Genomic DNA, 15288 nt, shown 5'->3' with positions numbered 1-15288 from the left:
TCCGCACCTTTCCGCGGCTCCGCCCCGTCCCACGGCTCCCTACCCTTCCGCTCCGATCGGAGTCCCCTTCTCCATGGCCATCTCGCCCGCCCTCGACACCGCCCGGGGCGTCCCACGCGTCCACCCGGCGCCCCCGGTGCGCAGCCGCCCCGGCCCGGCCGTCGTCGCGCTCGCCCCGGCCGGGCTGACGCTGGCGCTCGGGCTGTGGGGGATCCGCCGGGAGAACAGCATGTGGCGGGACGAGTCGACGACGTACCAGGTCGCGCACCGTAGCCTCGGCGAGATCGGCCATCTCCTCGGCAACGCCGATGTGGCACACGGCCTCTACTACCTGCTGATGCACGCCGTCTTCGCCCTCTGGGACGGCGGACTGCTCGCCCTGCGGCTCCCCTCGGTGCTGGCGATGGCCGCCACCGCGGCCGGGGTGGGGCTGCTCGGCCACCGGCTCGCCGGACCCCGCGCCGGACTCGTCGCCGGGCTGGTCTTCCCGCTGGCCCCGGCGGTGCAGCGGTACGCACCGGAGGGGCGGTCGTACGCCCTGGTCAGCGCCGCCGTCGTCGCGGCCACGCATCTGCTGCTGAGCGCCGTGGCCAGGCCCCGCAAGCGCACCTGGGCCGGATACGCGGCCGTCGCCTCGCTGGCCTGTCTGCTGCACGAGTTCGCCATCCTGGCCGTCGCCGCGCACGGCGTCACGCTGTACCGGGCCCGGGTGGGCGCGCGGTCCGGCTGGGCGTGGGGGCAGGCGGCCTCCGTGGTGGCCGTGGTGCTGGCACCGCTGGTGATCGTCAGTCAGCAGCAGGCGGCGCTGGTCGGCTGGATCTCCGCACCGGGCCCGCCCGAGCTGCTCGGCTTCGGCGCGCTCGCCCTGACGGGCCTCGTCTGCGCCCGGGGACCGCTGCCCGCGCGGGGGTCCGTCCCGCTGCGCGACCTCGCCCTGGCGCTGCTGATCCTGCCACCGGCCGCGCTGATGGCGGTGTCGTATCTCCATCCGCTCTACGTCGACCGGTATGTGCTCTACGCCCATGTCGGTCTCGCGCTGCTGATCGGGGCCCGGCTGGACGCGCTGTCGCGTACCGTCGCCGCCCCTCGGGCGCTGGCCGGGGGACTGGCGGTGGTCGCCGTGGCGGCCCTGCTGCCGTACTCGCTCCAACTGAGGACCCCGGGGAGTCGGCTCGATAACACCCTCGCGGCCGCGCGCGCCGTACGGGAGCTGGGGCGGCCAGGTGACGGGGTGCTCTTCCTGCCCGCGCGGCGCCGGGAGCCGATCATGTCCAGCCCGGCGGACTTCCGGGGCCTGCGGGAGCTGGCGCTGGCCCGGCACGCGATCCCCTCGGGCACACTGCACGGCGTCGAACTGCCCGCACCGCGGATCCGGGCCCGGATGCTGACCGCCGGGCGGATCGTCACGGTGAACGACCCGCCCGGCCAGCCGCTGGACGACACCCCTCAGGAGCGGGTGAAACGGGAGGTGCTCGCGGAGCACTTCCACCGATGCGCCGTCAGGGACGTCACCGGGATGCGGATCGTGCTCTACGGGCGCGCGGGACGCTGCTGAGCGCTCAGGACTTACGGGGCGGGCCTACGCCTCGTTCTCGACCAGCCGGGCCGGGAAGCCGCCCGTGGCGACCGGGCCCCAGCGCTCGGGGGTGACCCGGATCAGCGACTTGCCCTGCTTGCGCATGGCCTCGCGGTACTCGTCCCAGTCCGGGTGCTCGCCCGCGATATTGCGGTAGTACTCGACCAGCGGCTCGACGGACTCCGGGGTGTCGACCACCTCGGCGGTGCCGTCGATCTGCACCCAGGGGCCGTTCCACTCGTCGGACAGCACGACGAGGCTCACGGCCGGTTCGCGCTTGACGTTGCGCACCTTGGCGCGCTCGGGGTAGGTGGACATGACGATACGGCCGGAGTCGTCGACTCCGCAGGTCAGCGGGGACGCCTGGGGCGAGCCGTCAGCCCGGCGGGTCATCAGCAGCGCACGGTGGCGCGGGCGTACGAACTCCAGCAGTTCGTCGAGGCCGACACGGGTGTTGGTGGCGATGGAGGGGCTCATGCAGGCGAGCGTACGACGTCGAGCGCACTCCAGCCCGCACGGCCACGGACCGGACCGGCGCCGCGTCGGATGTGGCGTGAGGTGCCGCTTCACCCGTCGCGTCACATGTCCCGTCACATGTCCCGTCAGGTGTCGTGTCAGGTGTCGTGTCAGGTGTCGCACTCCAGCACCGTGCGGCACAGCCCGCAGCGGGCCCGCACCCGGCCGCGCACCGCGACCCGGATGCGCTGACGGCAGGTCGGGCAGGGGAAGGAGACACTCAGCGGAGGGCCGCTGTCGAAGGCGTAGTCGCCTCCGGTAGGGGAGGGGTCACCGGACTGGGCCGACCGGCGGTCCTTGGCGTAGCGGCGGCGGCCGGTCCAGCCGGCGGCGGCGAGCGGCGGCCGGGCCTGGTCGTGGCGCGCCAGCTCCAGCCCCTTGGCGTACGCCTGGTACGCCTGCGGAGAGGTGAACCAGGGGGAGGGGTCCTCATCGAAGAGCAGCGCCCGCTTGGCCAGTACGTAGCCGAACTCCTCCGGGGTCAGATAGCCCAGTTTCTGGCTGGAAAGCGAGTCCTGGCGGAAGGCGTCGAGCAGCAACCAGCCCGTGCCGAGATAGGCGGCGGTGGTGTCGGTGAGGATTTCGTTGTCGCGTGTGCCGGGGAACGACAGGTCGAGGCGGTGCAGATACACATGCGTGACCTCATGGGCGAGGGCCGCGCCGATGTCCCGACGGTGCGTCTTGAAGCGGGAGTTGAGCTCGATGAAGTACTCCGGACCCGCGGCGAGCTCCACGTTCCCCGCATGCCGCATCTCCCGGAAGCTCACGATCATCCGGGCGTCGGGCAGCCGCAGATGCTGCACCATCACCCCGGCCACCCGCTGAACGCCCAGGTAGAGGTCGTCCTGGTCGGAGAAGGCCACATCGCCGGGGACCACGCTGAGCCCGAAGGTGTCCACCGTGTCGCGGGACAGGCGGCGATAGAGCGCGGTGATCGAGGCCCGGACGGTGTCCAGGTGGGGAAAGCCGTGTTCGATGTCGCTGCCCGGTGCCGCCACGCCGTCACCCCGTGCCCGTCGCCAGCCGTGCGCCCTGTCTCATCTCAACCTTACGGTCGTTCGGTGGGGCAGCGGGTAGGCCGCGCTGGCTGAAAACCGACCCTTGTCACCCCCTTCACCCGCTCCACATAATCACAGGGCGTTTTACCGGCTCATCCACAGGATTTCGGAGAGGTTTCCGGATTTTTTGCTTGGCATGAGCCTGACATGCGCGCCGAACCCCCCACGAAAGGACAGTCCGTTGCGGAAGACCCTGAAGCACCTCAAGAGAGCCTCGGCCGCCGGCGCGGTCGCCCTCGCCGCCTTCAGCCTTACCCCCGGCAGCGCCAACGCCGCGCCCACCGGCCCCGAGCCGAGCCCCTCCGTCGTCGGCGGCACCCGCGCCGCCCAGGGCGAATTCCCCTTCATGGTCCGGCTGTCCATGGGCTGTGGCGGCGCCCTCTACACCCAGGACATCGTGCTCACCGCCGCCCACTGTGTGGACGGCAGCGGCGCCGACACCTCCATTACGGCCACCGCGGGCGTCGTCGACCTCCAGAGCTCGAGCGCCGTCAAGGTCAAGTCCACCGAGGTGCTCCAGGCCCCCGGCTACAACGGCACCGGCAAGGACTGGGCGCTCATCAAGCTCGCCAAGCCGATCAACCAGCCCACCTTGAAGATCGCCGACACCACGGCGTACAACCAGGGCGACTTCACCGTCGCCGGCTGGGGCGCGGCCGTCGAGGGCGGCGGCCAGCAGCGCTACCTGCTCAAGGCCACCGTGCCGTTCGTCGACGACGCCACCTGCAACTCCGCGTACGACGAGCTCGTGCCCGGCGAGGAGATCTGCGCCGGCCGGATGGCTCAGGGCGGCGTGGACACCTGCCAGGGCGACTCCGGCGGCCCGATGTTCCGCAAGGACGACGGCGGCCAGTGGATCCAGGTCGGCATCGTGAGCTGGGGCGAGGGCTGCGCGCGGCCCGGCAAGCCCGGCGTCTACACCGAGGTGAGCACCTTCGCCAAGGACATCAAGGCGGCCGCGAGCGAGCTCGGCGGCTGACGCCTCCTCAGCCTCGCCTCCGCCAAGAGCTGACCGGGGTCCGGCCATCGGGCCGGCCCCGGTCGGCTCTGTCGGCTTTATGGGTGCCCTCAGCTCTGTCCGCTCTGTCCGTAGCAGATGCAGAACGGGTGCCCGGCCGGATCGTTGAAGACCCGGAACCCCGACCGCTCCCCGCCGCTGTCGTGCAAGAACGTCGCCCCCAGCTCGATCAGCTCCCGCTGCGCCCGCTCCGCGTCCTCGATCGTGTCCACGTCGAAGTCCAGATGGATCTGCTGCGGATACGCCGGGTCCGGCCAGCGCGGCGGCTGATGGTCCGGCGCCAGCTGGAAGGCCAGCCGCCGGCCGTCCTCGGCCGTCAGGTTCGCCCACTCGGGATCGCTGTCGTCCACCCGCCAGCCCAGGATCCGTCCGTAGAAGGCGGCCAGCGCGGCGGGGTCGGGACAGTCGATGACGGTGCACTGAAGCGTCGCGATCATGCCGCGGACCCTAGCCCGGAACGGCTCTGCCCGAAACGGCTCCGCCCGGAACCGCTCGGCCCCGAAACGGCTGCGCCCGGGGACGGCTGCGCCCGCCACCGCTCCGTCCGGTACGAGCCGCGGGAAAGTCGGTCCGGAAGTGGAACCTCCCCCCGCCCAGGCGACTCCTCCACGGTGGAGACACCGCCTCGGGAGCGGCCCTCCACCATGACCGCCCCGCCCCCTTCCGGCCCCCTTGAGGGCCGGTTCCGAAACCCCCCACAGGGGTCGGGGCGGTCCGGGGCCCGGGGCCGCGACCGGCCCTGGCACAGGATGCCGCGGGGGCTTGGGCCGCCTCCCGGCGGCGGCAGGCGGAGGCCGAAGCGCCCCCGAGCGCAGGCCACAGCGCCCCGGAGAGGAACCGAGCCCCGAGAAAAAGTAGGCTCGGGAGGCATGACGCACAGCATGAGCGACCACACCGCCGGGCAGCCGGCGACGCCGGGAGACCCCGAGGGGATCGACCCGTCCGTCCTCGACGAGCTGACCAGGTTGCGCGACAGCATCGACAACATCGACGCGGCCGTGGTCCATATGCTCGCCGAGCGCTTCAAATGCACCCAGCAGGTCGGCCATCTCAAGGCCGCCCACCGGCTCCCGCCGGCCGACCCGGCCCGTGAGGCGAGCCAGATCACCCGGCTGCGGCAGCTCGCCGAGAGCGCCAAGCTCGACCCCGGATTCGCCGAGAAGCTGCTCAACTTCATCATCGCCGAGGTCATCCGGCACCACGAGACCATCGCCCGCTCCTGACACCGGCCCGCGGGCGCACTCCGGTGGTGCGCCCGCACAGCCGTCCGCCCCGGTCGACCACTTCCCACCCGTGTGCGGCCCGCCGCACGTAGGGCAGCATGTCCCCATGTCCGTACTGACGCGCGAGGAAGCGCAGATCCGAGCCCGCCTCATCGAGGTCCACCGCTACACGATCGACCTGGACCTCACCCGCGGGGAGGAGCTCTTCGGCTCCATCACGACCATCCGCTTCAGCGCGCGCCAGGCGGGCGCGGACACCTTCGCCGAGCTCGCGCCGGCCGCGGTCCACCGTGCCGTACTGGACGGCCGCGAGCTCGACCTCACCGGCGACACCGCCGAGGCGCTCGCGGACGGTCGGCTTCCGCTCACCGGCCTCACCGAGGGCGAGCACGAGCTGCGCGTCGAGACGGACATGCGCTACTCCCACACCGGCGAGGGCATGCACCGCTTCACCGACCCCGCCGACGGCGAGACGTACCTCTACACCATGTGCTGCATGGCGGACGCCAACGACGTCTTCGCCGCGTTCGACCAGCCCGACCTCAAGGCCGTCTTCGACGTCCGCGTCACCGCCCCGCCCCAGTGGACCGTGCTCGGCAACGGCATCGCCACCCGCGTCGGCGCCCCCGAGGAGGGCCGCTGGCAGCTCGCGCCCACCCCGCCCATCAGCACCTATCTGATGGCCCTGGCCGCCGGCCCGTACCACTCGGTGCGCACCGAGCACGCCGGACTCCCCTTCGGGCTGCACGTCCGCCGCTCCCTCGCGCCCTACCTCGAGGCCGACGCCGACGAGCTCTTCGACATCACCCGACGCTGCTTCGACCGCTACCACGAGATCTTCGAGGAGCCGTACCCCTTCGACTCCTACGACCAGGCGTTCGTCCCCGAATTCAACTCCGGCGCCATGGAGAACCCGGGCCTGGTCACCTTCCGCGACGAATTCGTCTTCCGCTCCGCCGTCACCGACGCCGAGCGCCAGACCCGCGCCATGGTCATCGCCCATGAGATGGCCCATATGTGGTTCGGCGACCTCGTCACCATGAAGTGGTGGGACGACATCTGGCTGAACGAGTCCTTCGCCGAGTACATGGGCTACCAGATCCTCACCGAGACCACCCGCTACACCGACACCTGGGCCGACTTCGGCGTCCGCCGCAAGAACTGGGGCTACGACGCCGACCAGCGCCCCTCCACCCACCCGGTCGCCCCCGCGCCCGAGCTGGTCCCCGACACCGCCGCCGCCCGGCTCAACTTCGACGGCATCTCCTACGCCAAGGGCGCCTCCGCGCTGCGCCAGCTCGTCACCTGGCTCGGCGAGAAGACGTTCCTCGACGGCATCAACGACCACTTCACCCGGCACCGCTTCGGCAACGCCACCCTCGCCGACTTCATCGACTCCCTCGCCCGCTCCTCCGGCCGCGACGTCCACGCCTGGGCCGACCGCTGGCTGCGCACCACCGGTGTCGACACCCTCGCCCCCGTCGTCACCGCCAACGGCGACCGGTGGAGCGCCGAGATCCGTCACCAGGGCGGCGGCCCGGACGGCGACACTCTCACCCGCCGCCCGCACCGCATCGCCATCGGCCTCTACGACCACGCGCCCGCCGCCCCGCACCAACTGGTCCTGCGCGAACGCGTCGAGGCCGAACTCGACGGCGCCGAGCCCGCCCTCAGCCTCTCCTTCACCGGGCCCCGCCCCGATCTGCTGCTCCTCAACGACGGCGACCTCACCTACACCAAGATCCGGCTCGACCCCGGCTCCTGGAAGGCCGTCCACCGCGCCCTGTCCGGCCTCCCCGACGCCGTCAGCCGCGCCGTGGTCTGGAACGCCGCCCGCGACATGGTCCGCGACGGCGACCTCCCGCCCGCCGACTTCCTCGAGGCCGCCCGCGCCCATCTGCCGCACGAGACCGACATAGCGATCGTCCAGGGCGTCCTCGCCTTCGCCCGCACCCAGATCGCCGACCGCTACCTCCCCGCCGACCGCCGACCCGCCGCCCTGGCCACCATCCGCGCCACCTGCCGCGATCTGCTGCGCCGCACCGAGGACGGCACCGGCGCGGGGCTGCGGCTCGCCGCCGTGCGCACGTTCATCGGCAGCGCCACCGACCCCGCCGAGCTCACCGACTGGCTCGACGGCGACACCGTCCCCGGCGGCCCCGCCCTCGACCCCGAACTGCGCTGGCAGACCCTCGGCCGGCTCGCCGTCCTCGGCGCCGTCGGCCCCGCCCACATCGACGCCGAACTCGCCCGCGACTCCAGCGCCACCGGCCAGGAGGGCACCGCCCGCTGCCGGGCCGCCCTGCCCGACGCCACCGCCAAGGAGGCCGCGTGGCAGACCCTCTTCAACCCTGAAAGGGACGGCCAGGGGCCCGAGCTCTCCAACTACCTGGTCACCGCGACCCTCGCCGGCTTCTGGCAGCCCGAGCACCACGACGTCCTCGCCGACTACGTGCCGCGCTACTTCCCGGCCGCCGTCACGCTGGGCACCCGCCGCGGCCCCGCCATCGCCGACACCGTCGCCCGCTTCGGCTTCCCGAGCACCGTGGACGCCGAAACCCTGCGACGGGGCGAGGAATGCCTCGCGAACCCCGACGCCCTGCCCGCCCTGAGCCGCCGCCTCGCCGACCAGATCGACGACCTGCGCCGCGCCCTGCGGGTACGAGAGAAGCAGGGGGAGTAACCCCGACGGCGGGGACGGCGGGGCGCCCGGTCGCCCCGCCGCCCCTGCCGCGCGGTTCTCCGGCCGCGGATGAACCGCACGCCCGGCGGCCGGTTGCGAGCCATGGCCTCCACCGTGCGGTCCAAGCCGCCGCCCATCTGCACAACTTCGCTCTTCAGCTCAGGACAGCACGCGGTAGGTCACGTGCGTGACCAGACTCGCTGACCGCGACTTCACCTGCTCCAGCTTCAGCGGCGGGACGCCCTTGAACAGCCGCGTGCCGGCGCCGAGCGTGAGCGGCACAATGTGCAGCCGCAGCTCGTCGATCAGACCGGCGGCCAGGTACTGGTTGATGGTGGTCGCGCCGCCATGGATCGAGACATCGCCGTCGCCGGCCGCCGCGCGTGCCTGTGTCAGTGCCGACGCGATTCCGTCGGTGACGAAGTAGTACGTGGTGCCGCCGTCCATCGGCTGCGGCTCGCGCGCGTGGTGGGTGAGCACGAACACCGGTGCGTGGAACGGCGGATCGTCGCCCCACCAGCCGTTCCACCGTCGATCCCATTCGCCACGCACCGGGCCGAACATGTTGCGCCCCATGATGAACGCAGTGGCAGCGGTCATCTGGTCGACCTCGGCCCGGTTCTCGTCGGGAGTATCGAACATCCAGGCGTGCAGCTTGCCGCCCGAGCCGTCGCCGCCGTCGTCGCCGAACGGGCGTTCCTCGGTCTGATCGAGCCCCGCCGAGTACCCGTCGGCCGAGACGGTGATGTCGCAGATCACCCTGCCCATTCGTTTGATCATTGCTCGCTTCTCCTCGTAGCGACCTCCGTCGTCGCCCGCGCGGTGAGCCTGCTGTCGACAAACCACAGCCCTCTCTCGTCGGGCGGGGGCAGACTGACGGGCATGGATCGAGAAACCCTTGAGCGGACGTTGACAGTCGACGGGGAGAAGTTCGATGTCGCCGAGCGTCCCGACGAACCCGGAACCTACGACTTCACCTGGCTGACCGGGCCGAACCCCGGATACGGCTTCACCACCCGGGTCCATGGGGCCGACTCCCTCAGCACACAGCAACTGGAGGAGTCCGCACGGGAGTTCCTCGGCCAGGTGGACCCCGGCACCGGGTACATCGAGTAGCCGGGCGGGCGGATCAATCCGTGTGACCGGGCCGTACCACGTATGGGTGCACTTCCCGCGGACCCCGGACCGGAGCGCGGTTACGCGAAGTAGTTTGGGCAACCCTGACCGCCGCCCGACCGCCTCCACCTGCCCGACTCCCAGACACCCCCTAGGGGCACACCCATGCCCGTGCCCGCATCCGGAACCGCCCGCCTCCTCGCCGGGGGCCACGGCGGACCGGGCGCGCTCCGCCCAATGGTCGACACCGTCCTCAACGCCCTCGCCCACGGGGCCGCCGACCGCGGCGGGCCACTCCCGGCCGGGGGTCCGGCCGCGGTGGACCGGCGGATACGCGGTGCGGCCCGGCCGCTCATCCCCGACGAGGGGGAGGGGCCCCACCACGCGCTGCGCACCCTCGTCCGCGCCCTCACCCATGGCGCGGCCGACCCCGCGGACCCGCGCTGCACCGCCCATCTGCACTGCCCGCCGCTCGCCGTGGCCACCGCCGCCGACCTCGCGGTGTCCGCGCTCAACCCCTCCCTCGACTCCTGGGACCAGGCCCCCGCCGCCTGCGCACTGGAGGCGCTGACCTGCCGCGCCCTGGCCGAACTCGTCCACCCCCACGGCCCCGCCCCCGACGCGCTCGTCACCACGGGCGGCACCGAGTCCAACCAGCTCGCGCTGCTCCTCGCCCGCGAGGCCGCGGGCGGCGTCGGCAGACCCCTGCGGATCATCTGCGGCGGCAACGCCCACCACAGCATCCACCGCGCCGCCTGGTTCCTCGGACTGCCCGCGCCCCACACCCTCCCCACCCCCACCGGCGTCCTCGACCCGGCCGCGCTCCACACCGCCCTCGACCGGCTGCCCGACGCCGACGCCCCCACCCTCGTCGTCGCCACCGCCGGCACCACCGACACCGGAGCCATCGACCCGCTCCCCGACATCGCCGACGTCTGCGACCACCACACCGCCACCCTCCACATCGACGCCGCCTACGGCGCACCCCTCCTCTTCAGCGACACCCTCCACAAACAGCTCCATGGGCTCGACCGCGCCCCTACCGTCGCCCTCGACCTGCACAAACTCGGCTGGCAGCCGGTCGCCGCGGGCCTCCTCGCCGTCCCCGACAGCGCCGCCCTCGCCCCCCTGGCCCACCGCGCCGAGTACCTCAACGCCGACGACGACACCGAAGCGGGGATGCCCGACCTGCTCGGCCGCTCCTTCCGCACCACCCGGCGCCCCGACATCTTCAAGATCGCCGTCACCCTGCGGGCACTCGGCCGACGCGGCCTCGGCGACCTCGTCGACCACGTCTGCACGGCCGCCCAGCACCTCGCCGACCTCATCGAGGCCCACCCCGGGCTCGAGCTCTACGCCCGCCCCACCATCAGCACCGTCCTCTTCCGCCCCACCGGGGCACCGCCCGCCGCCGTCGCCGCGCTGCGCCGCCGCCTCCTCCACCACGGCACGGCCGTCCTCGGCCGCGCCGCCACCCCCGAGGGGCTGTGGCTCAAGGCCACCCTTCTCAACCCGCACACCCAGCCCGACGATCTGCGCGGGCTGCTCGAACTCGTGGAAGGCCACACCACCCCATGAGCACCGGACAACCCCCCACCCCCGCCTGCGATCCCGCCCCCGCCGCCGATCCCGTCCCCGCCGCCGGGTCCGCCCCCGGCGTCGACCGGCCCCTGGACCTGGCCGGTATCGGCATCGGCCCGTTCAACCTCTCCCTCGCCGCCCTCGCCCACGGCGTCCCCGCCCTGCGCACCGCCTGCTACGAACAGCGGCCCGCCTTCCACTGGCACCCCGGCCTGCTCATCGACGGCGCCACCATCCAAGTCCCCTTCCTCGCGGACCTGGTCACCCTCGCCGACCCCGGCAGCCCCTGGACCTTCCTCCAGTACCTCAAGGCCCATGAGCGGCTCTTCCCCTTCTACGTCGCCGAGCGCTTCCACATCGAGCGCGCCGAATACGACGCCTACTGCCGCTGGGTCAGCCAACAGCTCCCCGGACTCCACTTCGACCACCGCGTCGACGCCGTCCGCTGGGACCACGAATACGAGCTGTTCGAAATCGACTTCACCCGCCTCGGCGGCCCGGCCGACGACGCCCACGCGCCCCACCCCACCGGGGCCGACGAGGACAGCCGGGGCCTCGGCCGCGCCTACGCCCGCAACATCGTCCTCGGCGTCGGCACCGAACCGTACGTCCCCGAACCCCTGCGCCCCCTCGCCGACGCCCCCAACGTCCCCGTCCTCCACTCCTGCGACTACCTCGAACACCGCGAACGGCTCCTGTCCACCGGCCACATCACCGTCGTCGGCTCCGGCCAGTCCGGTGCCGAGGTCTTCCTCGACCTGCTGCGCCACCGGCCGCTGGGCGCCGAAGGACTCCACTGGCTCGCCCGTACCCCGTCCTTCGCGCCCATGGAGTACGGCAAACTCGGCCTGGAGCAGTTCAGCCCCGACTACACGCGCTACTTCCACGCCCTCCCCGAAGCCGTACGCGACCAGCTCCTCCCCGGCCAGTGGCAGCTCTACAAGGGCATCGCCCACGAGACCATCACCGCCATCCACCACGAGCTCTACCGCCGAGCCCAGCACGGCGGCGGCTGGCCCGGCGTCGCCCTCACCCCTGGCGTCACCGTCCGCACCGCGGGCCGTATCGCCGCCGCCCGCCTCGAACTCCACCTGGAACACACCGAGCAGGGCACCCGCACCCGCCACACCACCGAGGCCGTCGTCCTCGCCACCGGCTACCGCGAGCGCCGCGTCGACACCCTGCTCGCCGCCCTCGACCCCTACATCCGCCGGGACGCCTCCGAGCGCCCCCGCATCGACGCCGACCACCGACTCGTCCTCGACCCCATGATCAAGGGCTCGGTGTACGTCCAGAACGCCGAGCGCCACACCCATGGCGTCGGCACCCCCGACCTCGGCCTCGCCGCCTGGCGCTCCGCAGTCATCCTCAACTCGCTGGCCGCCACACCCGTCTACCCGCTCCCGTCGCGTACCGCGTTCACCACCTTCGGCCTCCAGCCCAGCGGACCCGGCGCCGTCGCCCCGCCCCGGCCCGCGCCGCCGTCGGCCCCGGTCGCGCGCGGCAGCGGCCGGATGCCTCTCCCCGACCAGCGCAACGGACTCGCCCGTACCCGGACGTGACCTCACCCCGGCACCCGGCCCCCGGCTCCAGATGATCACTCTGTCCAGCCGGCCGCCGCGCTTGTCTCCGGCCTCGACTGACCCTGACGCGACGGCCCCCGGACGGCGCCTCCCGGACGGCGATCTCAGATGGCGATCTCAGATGGCGATGTCTCGGACGGCGGTCGCTCAGCCGGCGTCCGGGAAGACCGCGGCGCCGTCCCGGGTCAGCTTCCAGTCCACCGACGCGAACCGCGACACATCGATCGTCTTCTCCGCCTGCACCCAGGCGATGATCGTGTTCCGGATCTCCTCCGAATTGGCCCACACCTGCTTCGCCGAGGCCACATGCGGGAAATTGCCGCCCCCGCTCGCCCGGTAGTTGTTCACCGCCAGCACGAACTGCGCCTTCTCATCGATCGGCTTGCCGTCGAAGCTCAGATCCGCGATCCGCGAGCCCGGCGCCTTCGCGATGTCGATCTCGTACGTAAGGCCGCCGACCGCGTCGTAGTTGTAGTCGGGCGTGTTGTCGGCGTTCGTCAGCTTCGACGGGTCCACATCCCCGCCCGGCGCGGTCCGCACGTAGTACCGCGCCGAGAACTCCAGGTACTCCTTGACCTGGGCGCCGGTCAGCACCCGCGCCTCCAGCGTGTTCTCGAACGGATACAACCCCGCCACCTGCCGGATCGTGACCTCCCCGGCCGGGATCGACGCCGTACGGGAGAAGCACGACGCCTGCGAGAGCACCGGCAGCGCCGCGTACTCCGTCCCGGCCAGCGCCGCCTTCACCGTCTCCGACTGCACATGGTTGATGAAGTCGAGGATCGGCACGTCCTTGTACGCAGCCTCGGTCGCCGCCATCGCCGCCGTCGAGGTGCCGATGACCTGGTTGACGTACCCGACGACCTTCTTGTGCTCATCGCCGAGCAGCCGCACGATCCGCGGCTCCTCCTCGGCCGCGTTGGAGTTCAGCACCTTCGCCGACACCGACGCCACCTGCCACCGGCCCCGCTCCCACTCCAGCTCGAAGTCGAAGAGAGTCAGCCGCTGACCCCACTTGAGCGGCTCCGACAACACGACCTCGTGCCCGGTCTCCTTGTTGACCACCCGTGACTCCGGGATCTCCACATGCGCGTGGCCCACCAGGATCGCGTCGATCCCCGCCACCTTCTCGGCCACCAGCGCCGCCGCGTTCTCCACATACGGCACCTGGTCGCCGTAGCTGGAGGTGCCGCTGGTCCCCGAATGCGCCGAGACGATCACCACGTCAGCGCCCATCGACCGCAGCCGCGGCACCCACTTCGCCGCCTGCTCCTCCAGGCCCGGGAAGGTCATCTTCCCCTGCACATTGACCTTGTCCCAGATCGCGATGCCCGGATTGGTCAGCCCCAGCACCGCCACCTTCACATCCCGCCCGCACGGGGTGCGCAGCCGCGTCATCCAGTACGGCGCGAAGGCGGGCCGCAGCGTCTTCGCGTCCAGCGCGTTCGCCCCCAACAACGGGAAGTCGCACTGCTCCTCGAACTTCCGCAGCACCGGGATGCCGTAGTTGAACTCATGGTTGCCCAGCGCCGCCGCGTCATAGCCGATCGCGTTCATCGCCTGCGCCATGGGATGCACCGGGCCGTCCGCCCCGGTGATCGGGTCCACCCTGGCGTAGTAGTACGACAGTTGGGTGCCCTGGATGGTGTCGCCCGCGTCGATCAGCAGCGTATTGCGGCGCCCCTTCTCCTTACGGACCTGGTCCACCAGCGTGGAGATCTTCGCCAGACCCACATCGTTGTGCGCCGTGTCGTCGAACTCGGCGTCGGTGAAGTAGTCCCAGTTGAAGACGTTGCCGTGCAGATCGGTCGTGCCCATCACGGTGAAGGCGTACCGCCGCCGGGGGCGCCCGTGACCCCGCGCCTCGGCCGGGACGGCGGCCGCGGCCGAGGCAAGGGCGGCCCCCGCACTGGTCGCCGCGGTGCGACCCAGGAACTTCCGACGGTTGAGCGGCATGGCTGATCTCCTCTGAGATACCTGCGAAATGAGCACAACGCGCGTAGATTCTGGCCCAGCCGCACCGCTCCGCACCACCCCCGGCAGATTGCGATCAGGTTGCCCCCGGCGCTTCTTGAGGGGTGGGCAGACCAGAATTCAACGGCCGGGTCGTCCCACCCCGCCGAGGCCCCGGGCGTCGTACGCTCCGGACACCACCCCGCGCACACCCGACCAGGAGCCGCCATGGACCAGCCGGCCCACCCCAGCCAGCCACCGCAGCCCGCCGCCCCCGCGCCCGCCGCCCACGTGCCCTACGGCACCCCCGACACCCCGCGCGTCGCCGTCCGCGGCGAGGCGACACTGGAGGTCGACCCCGAGATCGCCCGGCTCACCATCACCGTCAGCGCCCGCGGCGCCGACCGGCGCGCCGCGCTCGATGACCTCACCCGCCGCAACAACCAGGTCCTCGCGCTGGTGAAGCCCTACGGCGAAGCGGTCGAGAAGCTGGAGACCGGCGCCTTCTCGGTCACCCCCGAGATCAACCCCAAGAGCCGCCATGAGCGCGTACGGGCCTACCACGGGCGGGTGCACCTCACCGCGACCCTCACCGACTTCACCGCCCTCGGCGAGCTCACCACCCGCCTCGCCGACCTCGACCTCACCCGCGTCGACGGCCCCTGGTGGGGGCTGCGCCCCGACTCGCCCGCCTACGGCCGGGCCCGGCAGCAGGCGGTGCGGGAGGCGGTGCAGCGGGCCCGCGAGTACGCCGGAGCGCTCGGCTCCCGGCTGGTCGCGCTCACCGAGCTCGCCGACCTCGAGGCGGAGCAGGGCCCGCTGCAGCCCGTGGCCGCCACGCGCGGCCGGTCCGCCTTCGGCGGCCCCGCCGACCGGGACGCCGTCGCCGCGCTCGACCTCGAACCGCAGCGCCAGACCGTGTACGCGCATGTCAACGCGCGCTTCACGATCACCCCTCCCGAGCTCTGAGAGCCCTCCTTC

General features: G+C 72.2%; 13 protein-coding genes. 8 read left to right on the top strand and 5 right to left on the bottom strand.

Features of this window, described 5'->3' with window-relative positions; all coding sequences use genetic code 11:
• Positions 1–73 precede the first annotated feature (73 nt).
• On the top strand, positions 74–1555 hold the full coding sequence (locus tag CGL27_RS14170) for a glycosyltransferase family 39 protein (RefSeq protein ID WP_119987026.1): 1482 nt from the start codon (positions 74–76) through the stop codon (positions 1553–1555).
• A 24-nt stretch (positions 1556–1579) separates the two neighbouring features.
• Here the strand turns inward: CGL27_RS14170 and CGL27_RS14165 are convergent, their stop codons facing one another.
• Both CGL27_RS14165 and CGL27_RS14160 read right to left on the bottom strand, forming a co-directional pair.
• A complete protein-coding gene (locus CGL27_RS14165) occupies positions 1580–2053 on the bottom strand; it encodes a PPOX class F420-dependent oxidoreductase (RefSeq protein ID WP_078640871.1) in 474 nt (157 codons plus the stop codon).
• Positions 2054–2202: 149 nt separating this feature from the next.
• Positions 2203–3090, bottom strand: a complete 888-nt coding sequence (locus tag CGL27_RS14160; RefSeq protein ID WP_119987023.1) for a hypothetical protein — start codon at positions 3088–3090, stop codon at positions 2203–2205.
• A 241-nt stretch (positions 3091–3331) separates the two neighbouring features.
• Between CGL27_RS14160 and CGL27_RS14155 the strand changes: the two genes are divergently transcribed.
• Positions 3332–4129, top strand: coding sequence for a serine protease (locus CGL27_RS14155; RefSeq protein ID WP_119987020.1), 798 nt, complete (start codon positions 3332–3334; stop codon positions 4127–4129).
• A gap of 89 nt (positions 4130–4218) precedes the next feature.
• On the opposite strand, the gene CGL27_RS14150 is transcribed toward CGL27_RS14155, so the two are convergent.
• Positions 4219–4605, bottom strand: a complete 387-nt coding sequence (locus CGL27_RS14150; protein WP_078640868.1) for a VOC family protein — start codon at positions 4603–4605, stop codon at positions 4219–4221.
• A gap of 444 nt (positions 4606–5049) precedes the next feature.
• Between CGL27_RS14150 and CGL27_RS14145 the strand changes: the two genes are divergently transcribed.
• The gene (locus tag CGL27_RS14145; protein WP_078647343.1) at positions 5050–5391 is read left to right on the top strand and encodes a chorismate mutase; all 342 of its coding nucleotides are present in this window, start codon (positions 5050–5052) and stop codon (positions 5389–5391) included.
• Between the two features lie 106 nt (positions 5392–5497).
• On the top strand, positions 5498–8074 hold the full coding sequence (gene pepN, locus CGL27_RS14140) for an aminopeptidase N (RefSeq protein WP_119987017.1): 2577 nt from the start codon (positions 5498–5500) through the stop codon (positions 8072–8074).
• A gap of 159 nt (positions 8075–8233) precedes the next feature.
• Here pepN and CGL27_RS14135 read toward each other — a convergent pair whose 3' ends face one another.
• On the bottom strand, positions 8234–8854 hold the full coding sequence (locus CGL27_RS14135; RefSeq protein ID WP_107439045.1) for a dihydrofolate reductase family protein: 621 nt from the start codon (positions 8852–8854) through the stop codon (positions 8234–8236).
• A gap of 102 nt (positions 8855–8956) precedes the next feature.
• Between CGL27_RS14135 and CGL27_RS14130 the strand changes: the two genes are divergently transcribed.
• The 3 genes from CGL27_RS14130 (at position 8957) to CGL27_RS14120 (ending at position 12333) form a co-directional block, all read left to right on the top strand.
• Positions 8957–9190, top strand: a complete 234-nt coding sequence (locus CGL27_RS14130) for a hypothetical protein (RefSeq protein ID WP_119987014.1) — start codon at positions 8957–8959, stop codon at positions 9188–9190.
• Between the two features lie 165 nt (positions 9191–9355).
• Complete coding sequence (locus CGL27_RS14125; RefSeq protein ID WP_119987011.1) at positions 9356–10768, top strand: aminotransferase class V-fold PLP-dependent enzyme; 1413 nt, start codon at positions 9356–9358, stop codon at positions 10766–10768.
• Positions 10765–12333 (top strand): SidA/IucD/PvdA family monooxygenase, encoded by a 1569-nt coding sequence (locus CGL27_RS14120; RefSeq protein WP_119987008.1) that lies wholly within the window; start codon positions 10765–10767, stop codon positions 12331–12333. The genes CGL27_RS14125 and CGL27_RS14120 overlap by 4 nt, the downstream gene beginning before the upstream one ends.
• 168 nt (positions 12334–12501) lie before the next feature.
• Here the strand turns inward: CGL27_RS14120 and CGL27_RS14115 are convergent, their stop codons facing one another.
• Positions 12502–14310: a 5'-nucleotidase C-terminal domain-containing protein gene (locus CGL27_RS14115; RefSeq protein WP_119987005.1), complete on the bottom strand. Its 1809-nt coding sequence runs from the start codon at positions 14308–14310 to the stop codon at positions 12502–12504.
• 225 nt (positions 14311–14535) lie between these two features.
• Here CGL27_RS14115 and CGL27_RS14110 point away from each other — a divergent pair, with 225 nt between their 5' ends.
• Positions 14536–15276: an SIMPL domain-containing protein gene (locus CGL27_RS14110; protein WP_119987002.1), complete on the top strand. Its 741-nt coding sequence runs from the start codon at positions 14536–14538 to the stop codon at positions 15274–15276.
• Positions 15277–15288: the final 12 nt, after the last annotated feature.

It is taken from the genome of Streptomyces sp. 11-1-2 (assembly GCF_003595545.1).
Classification (GTDB): domain Bacteria; phylum Actinomycetota; class Actinomycetes; order Streptomycetales; family Streptomycetaceae; genus Streptomyces; species Streptomyces hygroscopicus_B.
Note: the sequence above shows the minus strand (reverse complement) of the source record. Positions and strands in the feature narration are given on the sequence as shown.

What these genes read in the sequence shown, in the direction of transcription:
- CGL27_RS14110 (WP_119987002.1), top strand. Translation starts at nt 14,536, where the DNA reads ATGGACCAGCCGGCCCACCCCAGCCAGCCACCGCAGCCCGCCGCCCCC.
- pepN (WP_119987017.1), top strand. Translation starts at nt 5,498, where the DNA reads ATGTCCGTACTGACGCGCGAGGAAGCGCAGATCCGAGCCCGCCTCATC.
- CGL27_RS14115 (WP_119987005.1), bottom strand. Translation starts at nt 14,310, where the DNA reads ATGCCGCTCAACCGTCGGAAGTTCCTGGGTCGCACCGCGGCGACCAGT.
- CGL27_RS14120 (WP_119987008.1), top strand. Translation starts at nt 10,765, where the DNA reads ATGAGCACCGGACAACCCCCCACCCCCGCCTGCGATCCCGCCCCCGCC.
- CGL27_RS14145 (WP_078647343.1), top strand. Translation starts at nt 5,050, where the DNA reads ATGAGCGACCACACCGCCGGGCAGCCGGCGACGCCGGGAGACCCCGAG.
- CGL27_RS14125 (WP_119987011.1), top strand. Translation starts at nt 9,356, where the DNA reads ATGCCCGTGCCCGCATCCGGAACCGCCCGCCTCCTCGCCGGGGGCCAC.
- CGL27_RS14130 (WP_119987014.1), top strand. Translation starts at nt 8,957, where the DNA reads ATGGATCGAGAAACCCTTGAGCGGACGTTGACAGTCGACGGGGAGAAG.
- CGL27_RS14150 (WP_078640868.1), bottom strand. Translation starts at nt 4,605, where the DNA reads ATGATCGCGACGCTTCAGTGCACCGTCATCGACTGTCCCGACCCCGCC.
- CGL27_RS14165 (WP_078640871.1), bottom strand. Translation starts at nt 2,053, where the DNA reads ATGAGCCCCTCCATCGCCACCAACACCCGTGTCGGCCTCGACGAACTG.
- CGL27_RS14170 (WP_119987026.1), top strand. Translation starts at nt 74, where the DNA reads ATGGCCATCTCGCCCGCCCTCGACACCGCCCGGGGCGTCCCACGCGTC.
- CGL27_RS14135 (WP_107439045.1), bottom strand. Translation starts at nt 8,854, where the DNA reads ATGATCAAACGAATGGGCAGGGTGATCTGCGACATCACCGTCTCGGCC.